Raw genomic sequence first — 18,206 nt, 5'->3', positions numbered from 1 at the left:
AGGGGGGCGGATGCGTCGCAAGTCCGCCGTGCCACAGTCGCCCTGCCACAGCGGTCCTGCCGCGCCGGCCGGGGCGGCCGTCTGGAAGTGCGTTTTATTGCAACATAGTTGGCAGATTTCGCCTTGGCTTTCCTGCGGGCGTGCGCCGTTGGCTTCGAACCTGCATGGCGCCGGGCTGGTCCCGGTTCCGTGAACCCTTTCGCACAAAGGAAGGGGGCGCGGTGCCGTTTCATGCATGAAAGCGCACGGCATGACGGACAAAGAGGAATGGGTGATCTGGAACGGCTCGCTGGGCGTCCTCGACATGGTGACCATCGGCCATGTGGAGGAGGGCGCGCAGGGGCGGCGCGCGTGCCTTGCCGCGCCCTACGACGTGGTGGGGCCGTTCAGCCTCGATGAACTGGAGAGCGAGGGGCGGATCGCCTTCGGCGCCTGCCTGGTCATGTCGCGCCTGCGATGGCAGCAGGACCAGGTGCAGCTTCGCCGCGAGGCGCAGGCGAAGCGCCGGGCCTTCATGTTCCTGCCCGACCCCGAAGACGACGCCGACCATCGCGAGGCCCTGAACCTGCCGGCGGACGGCGCGCTCACCCCGGCGCAGATCAATTCGGCCTTCCGGCGGCTGGCCAAGACCGCCCATCCCGATGCCGGCGGGAGCAGCGAGCACTACCGCCGCATTGCCGAGGCCCGCGACGTCTTGCTGGGCCAGTTTGCCGGCGCTTCCTAGAACCCGCGCCGGTCAGCGGGCGAGGAACTGGGCCGGCACGTCGCGCGAGGTCATGGCGCCGAGGACGAAGGCGAGGTTGGCGGCGGCCACCAGCGCCGCCGCATGGGCGTCGGACTGGGCGAGCCGGGCGGTCAACAGGCCGCTGTCGGCGGCGGTCGCCACCTGGATGTTGCCGAGGCCGGAGCGGTAGGCGTCGAGGGCTGCGTCATAGGTGGTGGCTGCGGCCTTCGCCAGCGCGCTGGCGGCGGTATAAGCGGCGAGCGCCGAGCGCAGCGTGTCGGCGCTGACCATGATCTCCCGCGCCGCCGCGTCCCGCGTCTTGTCGAAGGTGGCTTCGGTGGCTGCGGCGAGGGATTCGGCGGTCTTCAGCTGCGCCGCGCGCAGGCCGCCGTCATAGAGCGGCACCGTCGCGCCCACCACTACGCCGGAGGCTGACGATTGCTGGCCGATGGTGGGCAGGCCGGAAGCGCTGAGATTGCTGTTGCCGCCCGCCGCCACGGCACCGAGATAGACCTTGGGCAGGAATTCGGCCTGCGCCGCCCGGATGGCGGATTGGCTCGCCTTCATGGCCGAGAAGGCGGCGAGCACGTCCGGGCGCACGGCGAGGGCCGAGGTGATGAGCGCTTCGGTGGGCACGCCGACCGTGCCGGGAAGGCGACGCCCGCTCGCCTCCTGCACCCGCATGTCGGTCATGGGGGAGACACCCATGGTGGCGAGGAGGCCCTGATAGGTGTCGCGCTCGGCCCCCTGGGCCTGCACCAGGCCGAAGCGGGATTGCGCCACCTCCACCGTGGTGCCGACGCCATTCTTCCTGCGGGATTGCGCCGCCTCCTCGATCCGCCGGCTGTTGGCCAGCGTTTCGGCGGAGATGCGCGCCCGGTTGCGGGCCGCGCCATGGAGGAAATAGGCGCGGGTCACGTCGTAGATGATCTTCTGGTGCGCGCCGTTGAACAGCCGCGCCATCATCGCCTGCTTGTCGCTTTCCGCCGTGTTCTTCGCCAGCTCCTCGCAGAGGCCCTCCGGCGCGGTCGCCGGCCACTGGGCATCGGCGGTGCGCAACAGGCGCGCGGATACGGTGCGGCGCAGCAGGGTGTGGGGGCCGGTGCCCAGCACCAGGTAGAAGACGATCATCAGCGCCATGGGCATGGCCGCCATCTGCCACGCATAGAGCAGGCCGCGGGTCACCACCTCGCCCGCCGGCACATCGTCCACCAGCGTCAGGATGAAGGCGATGACCAGGGTGATGATGGAGTCGATTTCCCCCAGCTGGGAGGCCGAGCCCAGATAGACGAAGGCGAAGGAGGTTGCGGCGATCACCACGATGCGCATCAGCGGATTCTCCGCCGTCGCCTGGATCACCGGCGCCAGGGCGAGCACCACCACGCTGGCGAGGAGGATGACGCCGATGGCCGGCCCGACGCACTCGGCGCCGTTGGGCCGCGCCAGGAAGATGACGAGATAGCAGCCGATGGCCGCCTCCGGCACCTTGTAGAGCATGGCCACCGCGGCCACGAGGGCGCACAGCAGCGCCACCCGCCACGCCATGGTGAAGCGCCCGGGAAAGGGCTGCACGTCCTGCCACGCCTGAAGCCCGATTCCCGGCCAGGGAGAGCTCCAGCGCGGGTCGGGCGCGGCGTCAGCAGCGGGTGCCATGGTGCACCGTCGCCGTGCTGCCGTTCCAGGCGCTGGACGGCGCCGTGAGCGGCGGCCGGGGCCGGCCTATCTCTGGTCCCATCCGGCGATCTGCGGACTCTTGGGAGCGGGCGGGGGATTTTCCCCCGCGAGGCGCAGCGTCCGTTCCAGCAGGACCTCGTAGATGGGCCGTCCGCCCAGCCAGTCGGCCACGAAATTGGCGAACAGGCAGGTGATGAGGACCGGCACCATCACCGCATAGGCGCCGGTGAGTTCCGCGATAAGCACCACGCCCACCAGCGGCGCCCGGATGGTGGCGGAGAACAGCCCGCCCATGGCCGCCACCGCGAGCGCCGCCGCCGCACCCGGCGGAAGCGGCATCAGCAGTTCCAGGCCCAGGGCGAACAGCAGGCCGAAGGCGGTGGCCATGGCGAGGATGGGCGCGAAGATGCCGCCCGGCACGCCGGTGGAATAGCTGGCCATGGTCATGGCGAAGCGGATGACGACGATGATCGCCATGGTGGCCAGCGGCAGGTTCTCCGTGACCAGCGAGATCGCCAGCATATCCCCGCCCATGGTCGCTTCCGGCCGCAGCACCAGCAGCACGCCCACCGCAAAGCCCACCAGGGCCGGAACGATGTAGAAGGAGCTGCGCCGGCCGATGCCCAGGGACAGGTCCATGGACCAGACCAGGCAGCGATTGAACACCACGCCCATGAAGCCCAGCACGATGCCGAGCATCACGAAGGCCGGCAGGAAGGCGAGGGGCACGTCGGCCACCTGGATGGCCATGAAGGGCCGCGGGCCGACGATGGACTGCGTGACCACGCCGCTGGTGACCGAGGCCAGCATCACGCCCGTATAGGTCTTCAGAGAATAGGGAAACTGGCGGCGCGTCTCCTCGATCACGAACAGGATCGAGGCTACCGGCGCGCTGAAGGCCGCGGCGAGGCCGGCGGCGGCGCCGGCGGCAAGGAGGCCGCGATTTTCCCGGGCGGGCAGCCTCAACCCCTCGGACGCCGCCTGCGCCACCGAGGCGCCCATGTGGATGGTCGGTCCCTCGCGGCCGACCACGAGGCCGGACCCGAGCGAGAGCAAGCCACCGAAGAATTTGACCGGAAGGATGCGCTGCCAGCGCACCGTCCTCAGGCCCTCCATGGCGCCCTCGATCTCCTGCACGCCCGAGCCGCCGGCCTCTGGGGCGAAGGTGCGCACGAGCCACACCGACACCACCACCAAGGCTGCGGCGATGGCGCCGGTCATGAGCAGGAAATGGGCTTCATCGACGCCGGGGCCCACATGCGCGCGCAAGAGCAGGGGCCATTCGAGCGCGCGATTGACGCCCAGGTGCAGCGCCGTGCCCAGCACCCCGGTGACGGCGCCGATGATGATCGCGACGACATAGAACACCGCATCGCTTGCGCGGCTCTGGGGCGGCGGTCCCGGCGGCGTATCATCCGAAAGGCTCAAGGCTGTTCCCCCAAGGTGCCGCCCCGCGGGAAGAAGATCCCGGTCCGGCAGAGCGCATTTTTCCGTCGAAAAGCCGCCAGGTTTCAAATTTCAGGTTATCTGTACGGTTGGAAGACCAGCTGAGGCCCACCGGGGTTCGCATGTGACACGCGCTTACTTTCCACCCATGCGCGACATCAGCGAAGAGGACGCATCTGCCGGGAGGACCGCGCCGCAATCGGCCGTTCGCGGGCTTTGACTTGCGGCCTTGGCGCTGGCGGCGAGGTCTGGACCAGCGGCAGGCGCTCCTGGTCCCGAGCTGTCGGCCATGCCGCCCTTTCCGGGCCTACTTCAGGGCCGCGCTGACGGTGGACTGGATCCACGCCTCCGGGGACACGCCCGCAGCGCGCGCCTTTGCGTTGATGGCGTCCACCACGAGGGGCGGGAAGGCCACGTCGAGGATGATCTCGTCGGCGCCGTCGATGGCGAAGACGGTGCGGGTGATGCGCGCGGCGAACCGCGTGACGCGCACCGACTTCTGCTGGTCGGAAAGCTCGGACTGGCCAGCTACCAGGGGGCAGTAGGCCGCGATCAGGCTGTCGATGACGAGGACCGGATTGGCGCCCTGCGCTTTCAGGGTGTTCACGGCGGCGTTGAGGCTCTCGACATTTTCGAAGGCGTCGCCCGTCGGCAGCAGGGCCTTGACCTTGGCCGCCTGCGCGGCCTCCAGCGGCTTCGTCGGGCACGCGAAGGGGCCGGCGGCGTGGGCCGGGGTGCCCGCGCACAGGGCGAGACCGAATGCGGTGGCGAGCAGGTGCCGGGCGCGTATCATGCGAACCTTCCCAATCCGATGGAAATGAAAGACTTTCAGTTCCTTCCGTGGCGAGCGCGCCAGCCCAGCGCGGTCGCCGCATGGCGCCATCGTTGCCAGAAAACCCGGGGAAGCGCCAGTTGCGGAGGCAGCGGCAATCCGCCTGCCTGCAGCAGGCGCGCCATATGCCGCAAGTCACCTGCGATGCAACGCAGGGGCCGGCGCGCGCGGCGCTTCGGCCCCGTGCTGCCGGGCATGAAGCGGCGATCTTGTCGGGTCAGCCGGTTTCCACTGCGCTCTCACGGGTGATGGTGCCGGCTTCGAGCCGGAAGATCTCCTCGGCGAACGCGAAAGCCACAGCCGGATCATGGGTGATGAGCAGCGTCGTTCGCCCCGCGCGTGCCGCAGCCAGCGACGCCATGAGGGCGCGTGCCGTGGTGGGGTCGAGATTCTCGGTCGGCTCGTCCAGTACCAGGATGCGGGGCGCGCGCAGCAGGGTGCGCGCGATCACCAGCCGGCGCGCCTCGCCGGCGGAAAGGCGGGTGCCGCCTTCGCCAACAAAGGTATCGAGCCCCTCCGGCAGCCGTTGCACCAGTTGCGCCAGCTGCGCGGTCTGGAGGGCGGCGGTCATGTCCGCCGCGCTGGCCTCGGGCGCGGCCATGAGGAGGTTGCCGCGGATCGAGCCGTTGAACAGGTGCGCCTCCTGGGCGACGACGCCCACCAGGCGGCGCAGGTCCTGCGGCTGGTAGAGGCGCAGGTCATGCCCGCCGAGCCGGATCTCTCCCTCATATTCCCAGAAGCGCAGCAGCAGCCGCGGGATCGAGCTCTTGCCGGCGCCGCTGGGGCCGAGGATGGCCACCCGGCGCCCGTCGGCCACCGTGAGATCGAGCCCGTCGAGGGCAGGGCGGGCGTCGGGGGCATAGCGCAGCCGGACCGATGAGAAGACGAGGCCCCCATCCACCGGCTGCGGCGATGGGCCGGGCGGGGGGATCATGTCCGGCTGCGTGTCGGCGATGGCGAAGAGCCGGCGTGCGGCGCCCATCACCTCGCCCCAGCGCTGCATGGCCGCGGGAAGGGGGGCGATGGCCTCGAAGCTGGCGAGCGCCGCCAGAGCGAGCGCCGGCACCATGGCGGGCGCGAGCTGGCCCACGGCGACGCCGGCCACGCACAGGAGCGCGGTGCTCCAGAGCGCGAGGCCGGCGGCAAGGCCCAGCGCCGCCTCCGCGAAGGCGCCATGCACGGCCGCGGTGCGCTGGGCGCCCACCAGGGTCTGGCTCAGCGCCTCGATGGCCTGCAAGTGCCGCGCCCCGGCGCCGGCGGCCCGCAGATCGGCTGCACCCTGAACGAGATCGACGATGGCGATGCGAAGCTGTGCGCGCGTGGCCACGGCCTGCGCACCGGGGGCGCTTGCCGCGCGCCGGGCCATGGCTGGCACCGCCCCGCCTGCGCACAAGAGCAGCGCGGCAACCACCAGAGCGGTCGGCGGATGCAGCAGCGCAAGCACCGCCACCATGGCGATGCCGCAGCCCAGCGCCACCACCAAAGGCGCGCCGAGCCGCAGGAAAGCGTGCTGGAGCGTATCGACGTCCGCCTGCAGGCTGGACGCCAGGTCGGCGCCGCGCCGATCCTGCAGCTGGCCGGGCGAGAGCGGCTCAAGGCGATGGAACAGCCACAGGCGCAGTTCCGCAAGAACGCGGAACACCGCCTCATGGCTCAGCACCCGCTCCAGATAGCGCCCGCCGGTGCGCAGGATGGCGAAGAAGCGGATGCCGGCGGCGGGCAGGAAGTAATTCATCATGCCCGTGGTGGTGCCGGCGATCGCCATGGCGGCGATGAACCAGCCCGCCACAGCCATCAGGCTGAAACTTGCGAGCACCGTGACGCAGGCCGCCAGCGCCGCCAGCAGCATCCATCCCCATTGCCGGTGGGCGATGGCGAACAGCCGCCGCAGGATTGCGATATCGCTGTTCATGGTGTCAGGCCGGCATCGGCCAGGAGCCGCGAGAAGCGGTGCCCGTCGGCCGTCAATACCGAGCGTGGCCCGGCTTCCACGATGCGCCCGGCATCCATGAAGAGGATATTGTCGGCGAGGCGCACCGTCGCCAGCCGATGGGCCACCACCAGCGTGGTGCGCCCGGCCGCAAGCGCCCGGATCGCCGCGGTCACCGCCGCCTCGGTTTCGCGGTCGAGGCCCGCGGTGCCCTCGTCCATGATGACGATGCGCGCCTGCCGCTTGAGGAAGGCGCGGGCGAGGGCGATCCGCTGGATCTGGCCGCCGGACAGGGTCTGCCCATGTTCCCCGAGTGGGGTGTCGTAGCCCTGCGGCAGCGCCTCGATGAAGCCGTCTGCGGCCGCCAGCCGGGCAGCTTCGCGCACCTCCTGCGGGCTGGCCGAAGGCTCCGCGAGGCGGATGTTGTCGCGCACGCTGCCGGCGAACATGTGCGGGCGCTGCGGCACGATGGCCAGTGCCCGCATGAAATGGGCGGGGTCCATGCCGGCAAGGTCGTGGCCATCCACAAGGATGCGGCCCGCCTGCGGCGGCATGAAGCCGGCGAGGAGCGCCACCAGCGTGCTCTTGCCCGCGCCGCTCGGCCCCACCAGCGCCGTGACCTGCCCGGGCTCCAGCCGCAGCGACACGCCGTCCACGGCGGGGCGCCCCTGGTCCCAGGCGTAGCTCACGCCCTCGCATTCCAGGCGGATCTTTTCGCTCAAGGCCGGCCGGGCGCTTCCGGCGGGCGCGGGGGTCTCGTCCAGCAGCGCCGTGATGCGCTCGGCCGCCGCCAGCGCCTCCATGCGGGCATGGTAGTCCACGCCCAGCTGGCGCAGCGGGGCATAGAATTCCGGCGCCAGCAGCAGCACGAAAAAGCCGGTTTCGAAGCCCAGCGCGCCATCGAGCAGGCGGAAGCCGATCAGCACCGCCACCACCGCAATGGCCACGGTGGCGAAGAATTCGAGGGCGAGGGCGGACAGGAAGGCCACGCGCAACACCTGCATGGTGCTGCGCCGGTAATCCTCCGAGGCGGCGGCCAGAATGGCGGCCTCGCGGGCGCCGGCATTGAGCGCCTTCAAGGTGGGAAGCCGCTGCAGAGCGTCCAGCAGCCGGCCGGCCAGCTGGGTGAGGTGCCCCCACTGCCGCCGGTTCAGGCGCTCGGCCCCATGGCCGAGAATCACCATGAACAGCGGGATCACCGGCGCCGTCGCCAGCAGCACGAGGCCGGAGATCCAGTCCCGCGGAAGCACGACGGCGAGAATCACCAGCGGCAGGGAGGCAAGGATGCCGGCATGGGCGAGGAAGCGGGACACATAGGGTTCGAGCGCGTCCACCCCTTCGGTGGCGATGGCGGCGAGCGCCCCCGAAGCCCGGCCGGCGCGACCCGCCGGCCCCAGCCCCTCCAGATGGCGCAGGAACCTGCCGCGCACCTGAGTCTTGACGCGGGCGGCGGCGGCCAGGGCGGCGCGGTCCGCCCCATGGGAGAGCGCGAAACGCGCCAAGAGGATGGGCAGCACCGGGAGCAGCCAGGGCCAGGCCGCGTCCACCCCCGTCCCCTCCATCACCACGGGCGCGATGGCGGCGGCAATCAGCCACGCCTGGGGCACCACCAGTGCCGCCGCGAGCGCCCCAAGCGCCATGGCGCGGCGCAACAGGGGGCCGGAGGCATCCTGAGCCTGCCCGCGCAGCCAGCGTTCGACACCGCGTCGGGCCGCGGCATCGGCAGGTGGGCTCTCGCCGGCATCAGCCATGGAAAGGCGGGGGTGCGCTGCGGGGAGACGGGCGCAGATCGGTCACGAAGCGCTGCTGGGCCGGATGCTCAATTGGCCTTGCCGCCGGCCTGGCCGGGCTTGGCTATCACCCGCATCACGCCGCTATCGGGGGCTGCCGAAGTGCCGGTGCCATGGTCCCCGGCCTCCTCCTGCGCCTCGAACAGGACGCCGGCGGAAACCGCCACCAGGACCATGAAGCCGGTGCCGAGGAACCAGGAGAGGTACCAGGGCCCATAATCGCCGAGAATCACCGCCACCAGGATGGCGAGGACGGCAAGCCCCATGGCGATGACATATTGCATGAACATGGGTGGCCTCCTCAGAGTGCGTGGTCCGACGCCTCGACCTGCGCCGGATCGACCTTCCCGCGCATCACCCAGAAGGCCCAGCTGGTATACCACACGATGAGCGGCATGAAGACCAGGGTGAAGCCGAGCATCCAGCCCAGCGTCCGCAGGCTCGACCCGGAGTTCCACACGGTCAGGCTGTGCGAGGGATTGGTGATGGAGGGCATCATAAAGGGGAACATGGCTGCGCCCACCGTGCCCATGACGCCGATCCACGCCAGCGCCCCCAGCCACCAGCCCAGCGCCGGCCGCCGCACCGCCAAGGCGAAGACGCCCAGAACGAGGCCGGCATAGGCAAGGGCGGGCAGTGTCCACAGCTTGGGGTAGGCGGCATAATTGGCCAGCAGCGCCCCGGTCTCGCGCACCACCTGCTGGTGCAGCGGGGTCTGCGCGGCGGCGGGATCGGGTCCCGCCACCAGCCGGAAGCCGTCCAGGGTGCTCACCCAATAGCCGGCCCCGGAGAAGACGGCGATGGCCACGAGCCCGGCCACGATGGCCGCGGTTCGCGCCCGGCTCCCGACCGGCTCGCCCGCCGCCGCCGCCAGGCGGGCACCACCCATGTAGATGGCGAGCGCCACCGACATCACGCCGCACAGGAGCGCGAAGGGATTGAACAGGGCAATGAAGCTGCCAGTATAATAGGAGGTCAGCCGCCAGTCGAAATGGAACGGCACGCCCTGGAGCACATTGCCGACGGCGGCGCCGAACACCAGCATGGGCACCAGCCCGCTGATGAACAGCGTGGCGTCCCACACGTTGCGCCAGCGCTCGGACGGCATCTTGCTGCGATACTCGAAGCCCAGCGGCCGCACGATCATGCTCCACAGGAGCACCAGCATGACGATGTAGAAGCCGGAGAAGGCGGTGGCATAGACCAGCGGCCAGGCGGCGAAGATGGCGCCGCCGCCGAGGATGAACCACACCTGGTTGCCGTCCCAGTGGGGGCCGATGACGTTGATGGCCACCCGCCGCTCGGCATCGGTGCGGCCCACATAGCGCAGGATGGTGCCGACGCCCATGTCCATCCCCACCATCACGCCGATGCCGGTGAGCAGGACGCCGAGCAGAACCCACCACAGCAGCTTGAGGATGACATAGGCATCCAGGGCGAAGCTTTCCATGTCAGTAGGCCGCCGCCAGTTGGCCCGCACCTTCGCGCCCGTGGTCCTCGGGACCCTTGCGGATGAAGTGGAGCATCAGGAACACCTCGACGATCGCGAAGATGGTGTAGAGCAGCACGAACCCGCTGATCGAGAAGATCATGTAGGGCACGGAATGGGTCGAGGCCGAAAGCCACGTGGGCAGCATCTCGTACACCGACCAGGGCTGGCGCCCCGCCTCCGCCACCAGCCACCCCATTTCGCAGGCCAGGAACGGCACCGGGATCATCAGCACGCCGACCCACTGGAACCAGCGCTGGTGCTCCACCTTGTTGGTGAGCGACATGAGGGTGGCGAGCACCATGTAGGCCAGCATGAGAAGCCCGAAGCCCACCATGACGCGGAACGACCAGAACACGATCCACACCTCGGGGATCGCATCGCGCGCAGCCCTCAGGATGTCGGCATCGGTCACCTTGGTGAGGTCGCCGCCGGGGGCGTAGCGCTGCACCAGGAAGCCGTAGCCCACATCCGCGCCATGGGCCTTGAACTGGGCCAGCGCGGCCGCGTCCTGCGGGTTCGCGCTCAGCTTCTCCATCGCCTGGACCGCGGGAATGCCGTTGCGCACCCGCTCGCGCGCTTGTTGCTCCAGCTCGTCGATGGCAGGCACCGTCCCCGACAGGGAATGGGTGACGAGGAGCGACAGCAGCGCGGGAATGCGGATCGCGAAATCGTTGCGCTGCTCCTGCTGGTTGGGCAAGGCAATCGCGTTGAAGGCCATGGGCGCGGGCTCGGGGGTCCAGAGGGCTTCCATGGCCGCGAGCTTGGTGGGCTGAACGTGGGCGCCCACATAGCCGAGCGCGTCGCCGAGGGTGATGACGCCGCCGCTGCCGAGGACGCCGAACACCGCAGCCACCCGGAACGAGCGGCGGGCGAAGTCCAGGTGCCGGTTGCGCAGCATGTACCAGGCGCTGACGCCGCACACGAAGATCGCCGCCGTCACATAGCCCGCCAGCACGGTGTGCACGAACTTGGCCTGCGCATCGGGATTGAAGAAGAGCTCCCCGAAGCTCGAAAGCTCCATGCGCATGGTGACCGGGTTGAACTCGGCGCCCTGGGGATGCTGCATGAAGCTGTTGGCGACGAGAATCCAAAGGGCGGAGAAATTCGAGCCCAGGGCCACCAGATAGGTGACGAAGAGGTGCTGCGCCTTGGTCAGCCGGTCCCAGCCGAACACCATCAGGCCGATGAAGGTCGATTCGAGGAAGAAGGCCATCAGGCCCTCGATGGCCAGCGGCGCGCCGAACGTGTCGCCGACAAAGCTGGAGTAGAAGGACCAGTTGGTGCCGAACTGGAATTCCATGGTGAGGCCGGTGGCGACACCGAGCGCAAAGTTGATGAGCAGCAGTTTGGTCCAGAACTGCGTCATCCGCCGGTAGATCTCGCGACCGGTCGTCACATAGATCGTCTCCATCACCGCCAGGAGGACGGTGAGGCCCAGCGTCAGCGGCACGAACATGAAATGATAGAGCGCCGTTGCTGCGAACTGCAGCCGCGACAGATCCACGACGACGTCGTTCACCATAAGCCAGCCCCCTGGCGCTCCGGCCTCATGCACATATCAGCACGACCCAGCACGACCGGTGGAGTGCGACCGCCGCACCATGTTGCCAGAATGGGCCAAGTCACCCTGCCGCGTCAACTATTTGACGGCTATTCAGCGGTGTTGGGACAAAATGGCCACCCGACGCGGCGTTCATCGCAAGCATATCCCAATTGGGATATGCTTGCGCATGGCAGCATTGGACGAACTGCGCGTCGGCAACATTTGTGACGAGCGGCAGATTGTTTTGAGATGCAAGAAATACGTGATGCAAGACAATGCATTGTCGGCATAATCCGCGTATCGTTTCCGGCCCCCTCACGCTTTAGTCTTACCGCGCGCGAAGACGCCGCGCCGCCCGAAGCCGCTCGGGCAGCGCCTTCCTTGCGGTCTTCGCGGTGGCCTTCATGGGCAATAAGAACATATTGCGAACAGAGAACAAAGGGGGTACATGAATGCAGTTCTCATTTCCCCTTGCGCCAGCACTGGAGCGCGGCGATGACTCAGGCGACACTCCGACTCGTCGAAGGTTCTTCCATGGATAAGACCAAGGCGCTGGACGCCGCGCTCTCCCAGATCGAGCGACATTTCGGCAAGGGCTCGATCATGCGGCTCGGCAAGGGCGGCAAAGCCTTGGAGATCGAGAGCATTCCAACCGGGTCCCTGGGCCTCGACATCGCCCTTGGCATCGGCGGGCTGCCGAAGGGCCGCGTGGTCGAGATCTTCGGGCCGGAGTCCTCGGGCAAGACCACCCTGGCCCTCCACACGATCGCAGAATCGCAGAAGCGGGGCGGCACCTGCGCCTTCATTGATGCGGAGCATGCGCTGGACCCCATCTATGCCCGCAAGCTCGGCGTCAATCTCGACGACCTCCTCATCTCGCAGCCGGACGCCGGCGAGCAGGCCCTGGAGATTGCCGATACGCTGGTGCGCTCCGGCGCCGTTGACGTGCTGGTGGTGGATTCGGTCGCGGCGCTGACGCCGCGCGCCGAGCTGGAAGGGGAAATGGGGGACAACCAGCCGGGTATGCAGGCCCGGCTCATGAGCCAGGCGCTGCGCAAGCTCACCGCCTCCATCTCCAAGTCCAACACCATGGTCATCTTCATCAACCAGATCCGCATGAAGATCGGCGTCATGTACGGCTCGCCGGAGACCACCACCGGCGGCAACGCCTTGAAGTTCTATGCTTCCATCCGGCTCGACATCCGCCGCATCGGCATGATCAAGGAGCGTGACGAGGTGGTGGGCAACCAGACCCGCGTGAAGGTGGTGAAGAACAAGCTTGCCCCGCCCTTCAAGCAGGTCGAGTTCGACATCATGTATGGCGAGGGCGTATCCAAGCTGGGCGAGTTGCTCGATCTCGGCGTCAAGGCCGGGGTGGTCGAGAAGTCGGGCGCGTGGTTCTCCCATGACAGCCAGCGGTTGGGGCAGGGGCGCGAGAATGCCAAGACGTTCCTGAGGCAGAATCAGGAGGTGGCGGGCCGCATCGAGGCCGCGATCCGGCAGAATGCGGGCCTGATTGCCGAGAAGATCCTCGCCGGGGCCCCGGAGGACGACGCCGAAGGCGATCCCGCCGACGCCTGACGCTTTCTGCTCCGGGACAAAGGCTTTCTGGACAAGCGCGGGACCCGTCGCTAAACGAACCCGGTTCCGGTCTGCCCCAGGGCCATGGCCGGAACCGCGTGGATGCGTGCTTTTTAGCGCGCCTGCGTGGAGGCGATCACCAGACCGGTTCCCTGCGTGGGCCGGCCGCAAGGGGACAATGGCCGGCACATGAGCGGCGTCAACGAGATCCGGTCGAGCTTCATCGACTACTTCGTCAAGGAGGGGCACGAGGCGGTTTCGTCCTCGCCTCTGGTGCCGCATAACGACCCGACCCTCATGTTCACCAATGCGGGGATGGTGCAGTTCAAGAACGTCTTCACCGGCGTGGAGAAGCGGCCCTATTCCCGGGCGGTCACCTCGCAGAAGTGCGTTCGCGCCGGCGGCAAGCACAACGACCTTGACAATGTGGGTTACACCGCGCGGCACCACACCTTTTTCGAGATGCTGGGGAATTTCTCCTTCGGCGACTATTTCAAGGACCGCGCCATCGAACTGGCCTGGAACCTTGTCACCCGCACCTTCGACCTGCCGCGGGACCGGCTCATCGTCACGGTCTTCAGCGAGGACGACGAGGCGTTCGGGCTTTGGAAGAAGATTGCCGGGCTCTCCGACGACAAGATCATCCGCATTCCCACGTCCGACAATTTCTGGTCCATGGGCGATACGGGTCCCTGCGGCCCCTGCTCGGAGATCTTCTTCGACCACGGCCCCCATGTGCCCGGCGGCCCCCCCGGCTCGGCGGAGGCGGACGGCGACCGCTTCATCGAGATCTGGAACCTCGTCTTCATGCAGTATGAGCAGCTGCCCGGCGGCGAGCGGTTGGCATTGCCGCGCCCGTCCATCGACACGGGCATGGGCCTCGAACGCATCTCGGCGGTGCTTCAGGGCACCCATGACAATTACGAAACCGACCTCATGCGGGCGCTCATCGCCGAGGTTTCGGAGCTCACCGGAACCGATCCCGACGGAGCGCAGAAGGCCAGCCACCGGGTGATCGCCGACCACCTGCGCGCCTCGGTGTTCCTGACGGCGGACGGGGTGCTGCCCTCCAATGAGGGGCGCGGCTACGTGCTGCGCCGCATCATGCGCCGGGCCATGCGCCATGCCCAGCTCCTGGGGGCGAAGGACCCGCTGATGCACCGCCTCGTCCCGGTGCTGGTGCGGGAGATGGGCCGGGCCTATCCCGAGATCATCCGCGCCGAGGCTCTCACCGAGGAAACGCTGCTGCTGGAGGAGACCCGTTTCCGCCGCACGCTGGAGCGTGGCCTGTCCATCCTGGAGGACGAGAGCGTGGGCCTGACGGCAGGCGCACAATTCTCCGGCGAGGTGGCCTTCAAGCTCTACGATACATTCGGCTTTCCGCTGGACCTCACCCAGGATGCCCTGCGGGCCCGGGGCATCTCGGTGGACCTCCCGGCGTTCGACACCGCCATGGCGCGCCAGAAGGCCGAGGCCCGGGCCAGTTGGGCGGGCTCCGGCGAGGCGGCGACGGACACTTTGTGGTTCGCCCTGCGCGACCGGGTGGGCGCCACCGACTTCCTCGGCTATGACACGGAAAAGGCAGAGGGCGTTGTCGCCGCCCTGGTGCGGGACGGCGCGGAAGTGGCGGCCCTCGAAGCCGGCGAGACGGGCCTCGTCGTCCTGAACCAGACGCCCTTCTATGCGGAATCGGGCGGTCAGGTGGGCGATACGGGCCAGCTGAGCGGGGAGGGCGGCATCCGCGCCGAGGTGCGGGCCACCCAGAAGAAGCTGGGCGACCTTTTCCTCCACGAGGTGAAGGTGGAGGCCGGCAGCCTCAAGCCAGGCACGTCCCTGGTGCTGGAGGTGGACCATGCGCGGCGGGCCGCCGTGCGCGCCAACCATTCCGCCACCCATCTGCTGCACGAGGCGCTGCGCCGCGTGCTCGGCGAGCATGTGGCCCAGAAGGGCTCCCTGGTCGCGCCGGATCGGCTGCGCTTCGATTTCTCCCACCCCAAGCCCCTGTCCGAAGCGGAAGTGGGGGAGGTGGAAGACATCGCCAATCGCTTCGTGCTGCGCAACGAGCCGGTGGAGACGCGGCTGATGGCGGTGGACGATGCCATCACGTCCGGCGCCCGCGCCCTGTTCGGCGAAAAATATGGCGAGGAAGTGCGCGTGGTGTCCATGGGCACCGACGACGGCAACGGCGCACCCTATTCGGTGGAGCTTTGCGGCGGCACGCATGTGCGGCGCACCGGCGACATCGGGCTCATTTCCATCGTCTCGGAAGGGGCGGTCGCCTCGGGGGTCCGGCGCATCGAGGCGCTTACCGCCCAGGGCGCCCGGCGCCACCTCAACAGCGCAAACAAGGCTTTGATTTCCACCGCTTTCGCCCTCAAGGCGCCGGTGTCGGAAGTGGAGGCCCGGGTTGCGTCCCTCGTGGATGATCGCCGTAGGCTCGAGCGGGACCTTGCCGAGGCCCGCAAGAAGCTGGCCATGGGCGGCAGCGAGACGGGTGCCGATCCGGTGCGGACCGTCGGCGACGTGAAGCTGCTGGCCCGCCAGGTGGAGGGCATCGAGATCAAGGATCTCAAGGGCCTGGTGGACGACGGCAAGAAGCAGATCGGCTCCGGCGTGGTGGCCATCGTCGGCGTCACCGGCGACGGCAAGGCCGGGATCGTGGTGGGGGTCACGGCCGATCTCACCGCGCGGTTCGATGCCGTGGCGCTGGTCCGCCGCGGGGCGGAGGCGCTCGGCGGCAAGGGGGGCGGTGGGCGTCCCGACATGGCGCAGGCCGGCGGTCCCGACGGGGACAAGGCGGAGGCGGCACTCGCGGCCATCGCGGCGGCGCTCGCGGGCTGAGGAGCCAGGTCCGGCCCGTCCGTCGCCGAGGCCCTGTCCGCATGGGCGGCCAGGGGAGCGTCGGCGGGGGAGGGTTGGCGACGTGTGAAGGCGAGGGGGAACGCCCACGGCTGGCCTGCCGGCGTCCCGGCCGAGTCCTGAGGCCTGGTTGGTGGTTCAGCGGGATGTGGCGGTGCGCCCGTTGCGCTGGAACGCCATCGGTGCAAGAGGAACCGGTCGGTCAGTCGCTTGTGCAGATCCGGCACTCCAGCTGCGGTCGCGCGGGTGAAGCGAGCAGAAGAGGAAGGCCCCAGCGCCCGTGCGTGCGGTCGCGGGGATGGCAGGTCGGCCCGGGCAATCCGGGGTCCTGCGGCGTCCTTTGGTGTCGGCGGTGGGGCGGCTCGGTCCGCCCTTCGGAAGAAGGGCCCCGGTTCAGGACCGGCCGCGCAGGGACCAGGGCAGTCAAAGGAGGGGCAACGGACGCTTCAGTGCCGGTCGCTCCCGGAGCGGGCTGAAGTCCCGTCGCTGCCATTGATGGCGGGCAACACCAGGGGCTTTACAATGAAATCGCAGGGACCCGCCAGTGCCGGGGGCGGTGTGACGGTGGGGCCGTCGTGATGAGGAGAACAGGGTGAGCGACGCCCTCCTGAAGGATGCGTTCGTCTATCTCGTCGCGGCCGGCATTCTCGTGCCCGTGTTCCATCGCGCCCGGATCGGGGCGGTGGTGGGCTTCATCGCGGTGGGCGCCATCCTCGGGCCGCACGGGTTGGGGCGTCTGGCTGAAAACCTGCCGCTGGTTCGCTTCGTCACCATTTCCAGTCCCGAGCGGGCCGCCCCCTTCGGCGAACTGGGGGTCATTTTCCTCCTTTTCCTGCTGGGGCTTGAATTTTCTGCGGCACGCCTGTGGGCGCTGCGGCGGGAGGTGTTCGGGGTCGGCTGGCTGCAGGTACTGTTCTGCGGCGCGGCCTTGGCGGCGGGCGCCGCCCTCGTGGTGGGCTATCCGGCGGGACTTGCCCTTGTCCTGGGGTTTTCGCTCGCCATGTCGTCCACCGCGGTGGTGGGCCAGCTCTTGCGCGAGCAGCACCGCGCGCTGGCGCCGCTGGGCCAGCTTGTCATAGCGGTGCTGCTGTTTCAGGACCTGATGGTGGCGCCCCTGCTTCTGGCGGCCGAGCTTCTGGCGGGAGAGGCCGGGAACGTGGCCTATGTGGCCGTGGCGGCGCTGGCCAAGGCGGTGGGGGCGGTTCTGCTCATCCTCGTTGCCGGCCGCTTCGTGCTGGCGCCATTGGTGGCCGCCGCCGTTTCCACCCGCTCGCGCGAGCTCATCATGGCCATCACCCTGGTGGTGGTGGTGGGCTCGGCCACCATCACCCACACGGCGGGCCTGTCCGGCGCGCTCGGGGCCTTCCTGGCCGGGATGCTGCTGTCGGAAACCGCGTATCGCCATCAGATCGAGGTGGATCTGGAGCCCTTCAAGGGGCTTCTGGTGGGCGTATTCTTCGTCACCGTGGGCATGAGCGTCGACTTTGCGGAGGTGCTGCCGCGGCTCGGCGCCATCCTTGCGGCAACGCTGGGCGTGCTCGCGGTGAAGAGCGCCTTCACCTATGCAGCGGCGCGCATCATGGGCATTGCCCGGCCGGCGGCGGCAGAATCGGCGATCCTGCTGGCGCAGACGGGTGAATTCACGCTGGTGGTGATCGGGCTTCTTTCGGCGCGCGGGGCGCTGGCTGCGGTGGATGCCGGCGCCCTGGTCTCCGTCGTCGGCCTGAGCCTCGTGGCGACGCCGCTGCTGGCCCGTCTCGGCGGGCGGCTGGCGCGCGCGCTCGACAGCCAGTCCCCGTCCGATCTGGCCGCCACCCGCGAGGCGGTGGCGAAGGGCCATGTGATCATCGGCGGATTCGGGCGCGTGGGCCACACCATCGCTCAGGTGCTGGAGGAAGAGGGGGTGCCCTTCGTGGCCGTGGACAACGACCCGCGGCGGGTAGCGCAGGACCGGGCGGCCGGCTGGCCGGTCTTCTTCGGCGATGCGGGACGGGTGGAGATGCTGGAGCGCCTCGGCGCGGAGGGCGCCCGCGCCTTCGTGGTCACCCTCGATGCGCCGAGCGCGGCGGAGCGCATGGTGGGGGTTGTGCGCCAGCATTGGGGCGGTGCCGTCGTGGTGGCGCGGGCCAAGGATGCCGAGCATGCCCGCCGGCTCTGCAACCTGGGCGTTGCCGGCGTGATCCCGGAAGCCATGGAGGCGAGCCTTCAGCTGTCCGCGCGGCTGCTCGGCGCCCTCGGCCTGCCCGATGATGCGGTCGCCGAGCGCATCGCGCAGGCGCGGGAGAAGGTGCGCCTCGACATCGAGCGGCCGAAGACGGACGAGGGATTGTAGCGG

At 69.0% G+C, this 18,206-nt stretch carries 12 protein-coding genes; 4 read left to right on the top strand and 8 right to left on the bottom strand.

Features of this window, described 5'->3' with window-relative positions; all coding sequences use genetic code 11:
* The first annotated feature begins 250 nt into the window (after positions 1–250).
* Positions 251–724: a J domain-containing protein gene (locus tag ACI7BZ_RS15510; protein WP_414118067.1), complete on the top strand. Its 474-nt coding sequence runs from the start codon at positions 251–253 to the stop codon at positions 722–724.
* A 12-nt stretch (positions 725–736) separates the two neighbouring features.
* On the opposite strand, the gene ACI7BZ_RS15505 is transcribed toward ACI7BZ_RS15510, so the two are convergent.
* From ACI7BZ_RS15505 to ACI7BZ_RS15470, 8 genes are all read right to left on the bottom strand, one after another.
* Positions 737–2,377 (bottom strand): TolC family protein, encoded by a 1,641-nt coding sequence (locus tag ACI7BZ_RS15505; protein ID WP_414118066.1) that lies wholly within the window; start codon positions 2,375–2,377, stop codon positions 737–739.
* 66 nt (positions 2,378–2,443) lie between these two features.
* The gene (clcA, locus tag ACI7BZ_RS15500) at positions 2,444–3,826 is read right to left on the bottom strand and encodes a H(+)/Cl(-) exchange transporter ClcA (protein WP_414118065.1); all 1,383 of its coding nucleotides are present in this window, start codon (positions 3,824–3,826) and stop codon (positions 2,444–2,446) included.
* 325 nt (positions 3,827–4,151) lie between these two features.
* On the bottom strand, positions 4,152–4,637 hold the full coding sequence (locus ACI7BZ_RS15495) for a hypothetical protein (protein ID WP_414118064.1): 486 nt from the start codon (positions 4,635–4,637) through the stop codon (positions 4,152–4,154).
* Between the two features lie 256 nt (positions 4,638–4,893).
* Positions 4,894–6,588 (bottom strand): thiol reductant ABC exporter subunit CydC, encoded by a 1,695-nt coding sequence (cydC, locus tag ACI7BZ_RS15490; RefSeq protein WP_414118063.1) that lies wholly within the window; start codon positions 6,586–6,588, stop codon positions 4,894–4,896.
* On the bottom strand, positions 6,585–8,357 hold the full coding sequence (gene cydD, locus ACI7BZ_RS15485) for a thiol reductant ABC exporter subunit CydD (RefSeq protein ID WP_414118062.1): 1,773 nt from the start codon (positions 8,355–8,357) through the stop codon (positions 6,585–6,587). The genes cydC and cydD overlap by 4 nt, the downstream gene beginning before the upstream one ends.
* Before the next feature lie 68 nt (positions 8,358–8,425).
* Entirely contained in the window at positions 8,426–8,686 is a 261-nt protein-coding gene (locus ACI7BZ_RS15480) for a hypothetical protein (protein ID WP_414118061.1), read from the bottom strand.
* Positions 8,687–8,697: 11 nt separating this feature from the next.
* A complete protein-coding gene (gene cydB / locus ACI7BZ_RS15475; protein ID WP_414118060.1) occupies positions 8,698–9,846 on the bottom strand; it encodes a cytochrome d ubiquinol oxidase subunit II in 1,149 nt (382 codons plus the stop codon).
* A 1-nt stretch (position 9,847) separates the two neighbouring features.
* The gene (locus ACI7BZ_RS15470) at positions 9,848–11,410 is read right to left on the bottom strand and encodes a cytochrome ubiquinol oxidase subunit I (protein ID WP_414118059.1); all 1,563 of its coding nucleotides are present in this window, start codon (positions 11,408–11,410) and stop codon (positions 9,848–9,850) included.
* A 516-nt stretch (positions 11,411–11,926) separates the two neighbouring features.
* On the opposite strand from ACI7BZ_RS15470, the gene recA reads away from it, so the two are divergent.
* From recA to ACI7BZ_RS15455, 3 genes are all read left to right on the top strand, one after another.
* Positions 11,927–13,012: a recombinase RecA gene (gene recA, locus ACI7BZ_RS15465; protein ID WP_414118058.1), complete on the top strand. Its 1,086-nt coding sequence runs from the start codon at positions 11,927–11,929 to the stop codon at positions 13,010–13,012.
* 189 nt (positions 13,013–13,201) lie between these two features.
* Positions 13,202–15,853 carry an alanine--tRNA ligase gene (gene alaS, locus ACI7BZ_RS15460; RefSeq protein WP_414118057.1) on the top strand — a complete coding sequence of 884 codons (2,652 nt, stop codon included), beginning with the start codon at positions 13,202–13,204 and terminating at the stop codon, positions 15,851–15,853.
* Positions 15,854–16,463: 610 nt separating this feature from the next.
* Entirely contained in the window at positions 16,464–18,203 is a 1,740-nt protein-coding gene (locus ACI7BZ_RS15455) for a cation:proton antiporter domain-containing protein (RefSeq protein WP_414118056.1), read from the top strand.
* Positions 18,204–18,206 lie beyond the last annotated feature (3 nt).

This window comes from Xanthobacter sp. AM11, from assembly GCF_047444035.1.
Taxonomy (GTDB): domain Bacteria; phylum Pseudomonadota; class Alphaproteobacteria; order Rhizobiales; family Xanthobacteraceae; genus Xanthobacter.
The sequence above is the reverse complement of the archived record's forward strand: the minus strand, read 5'-3'. Positions and strand labels throughout refer to the sequence as shown.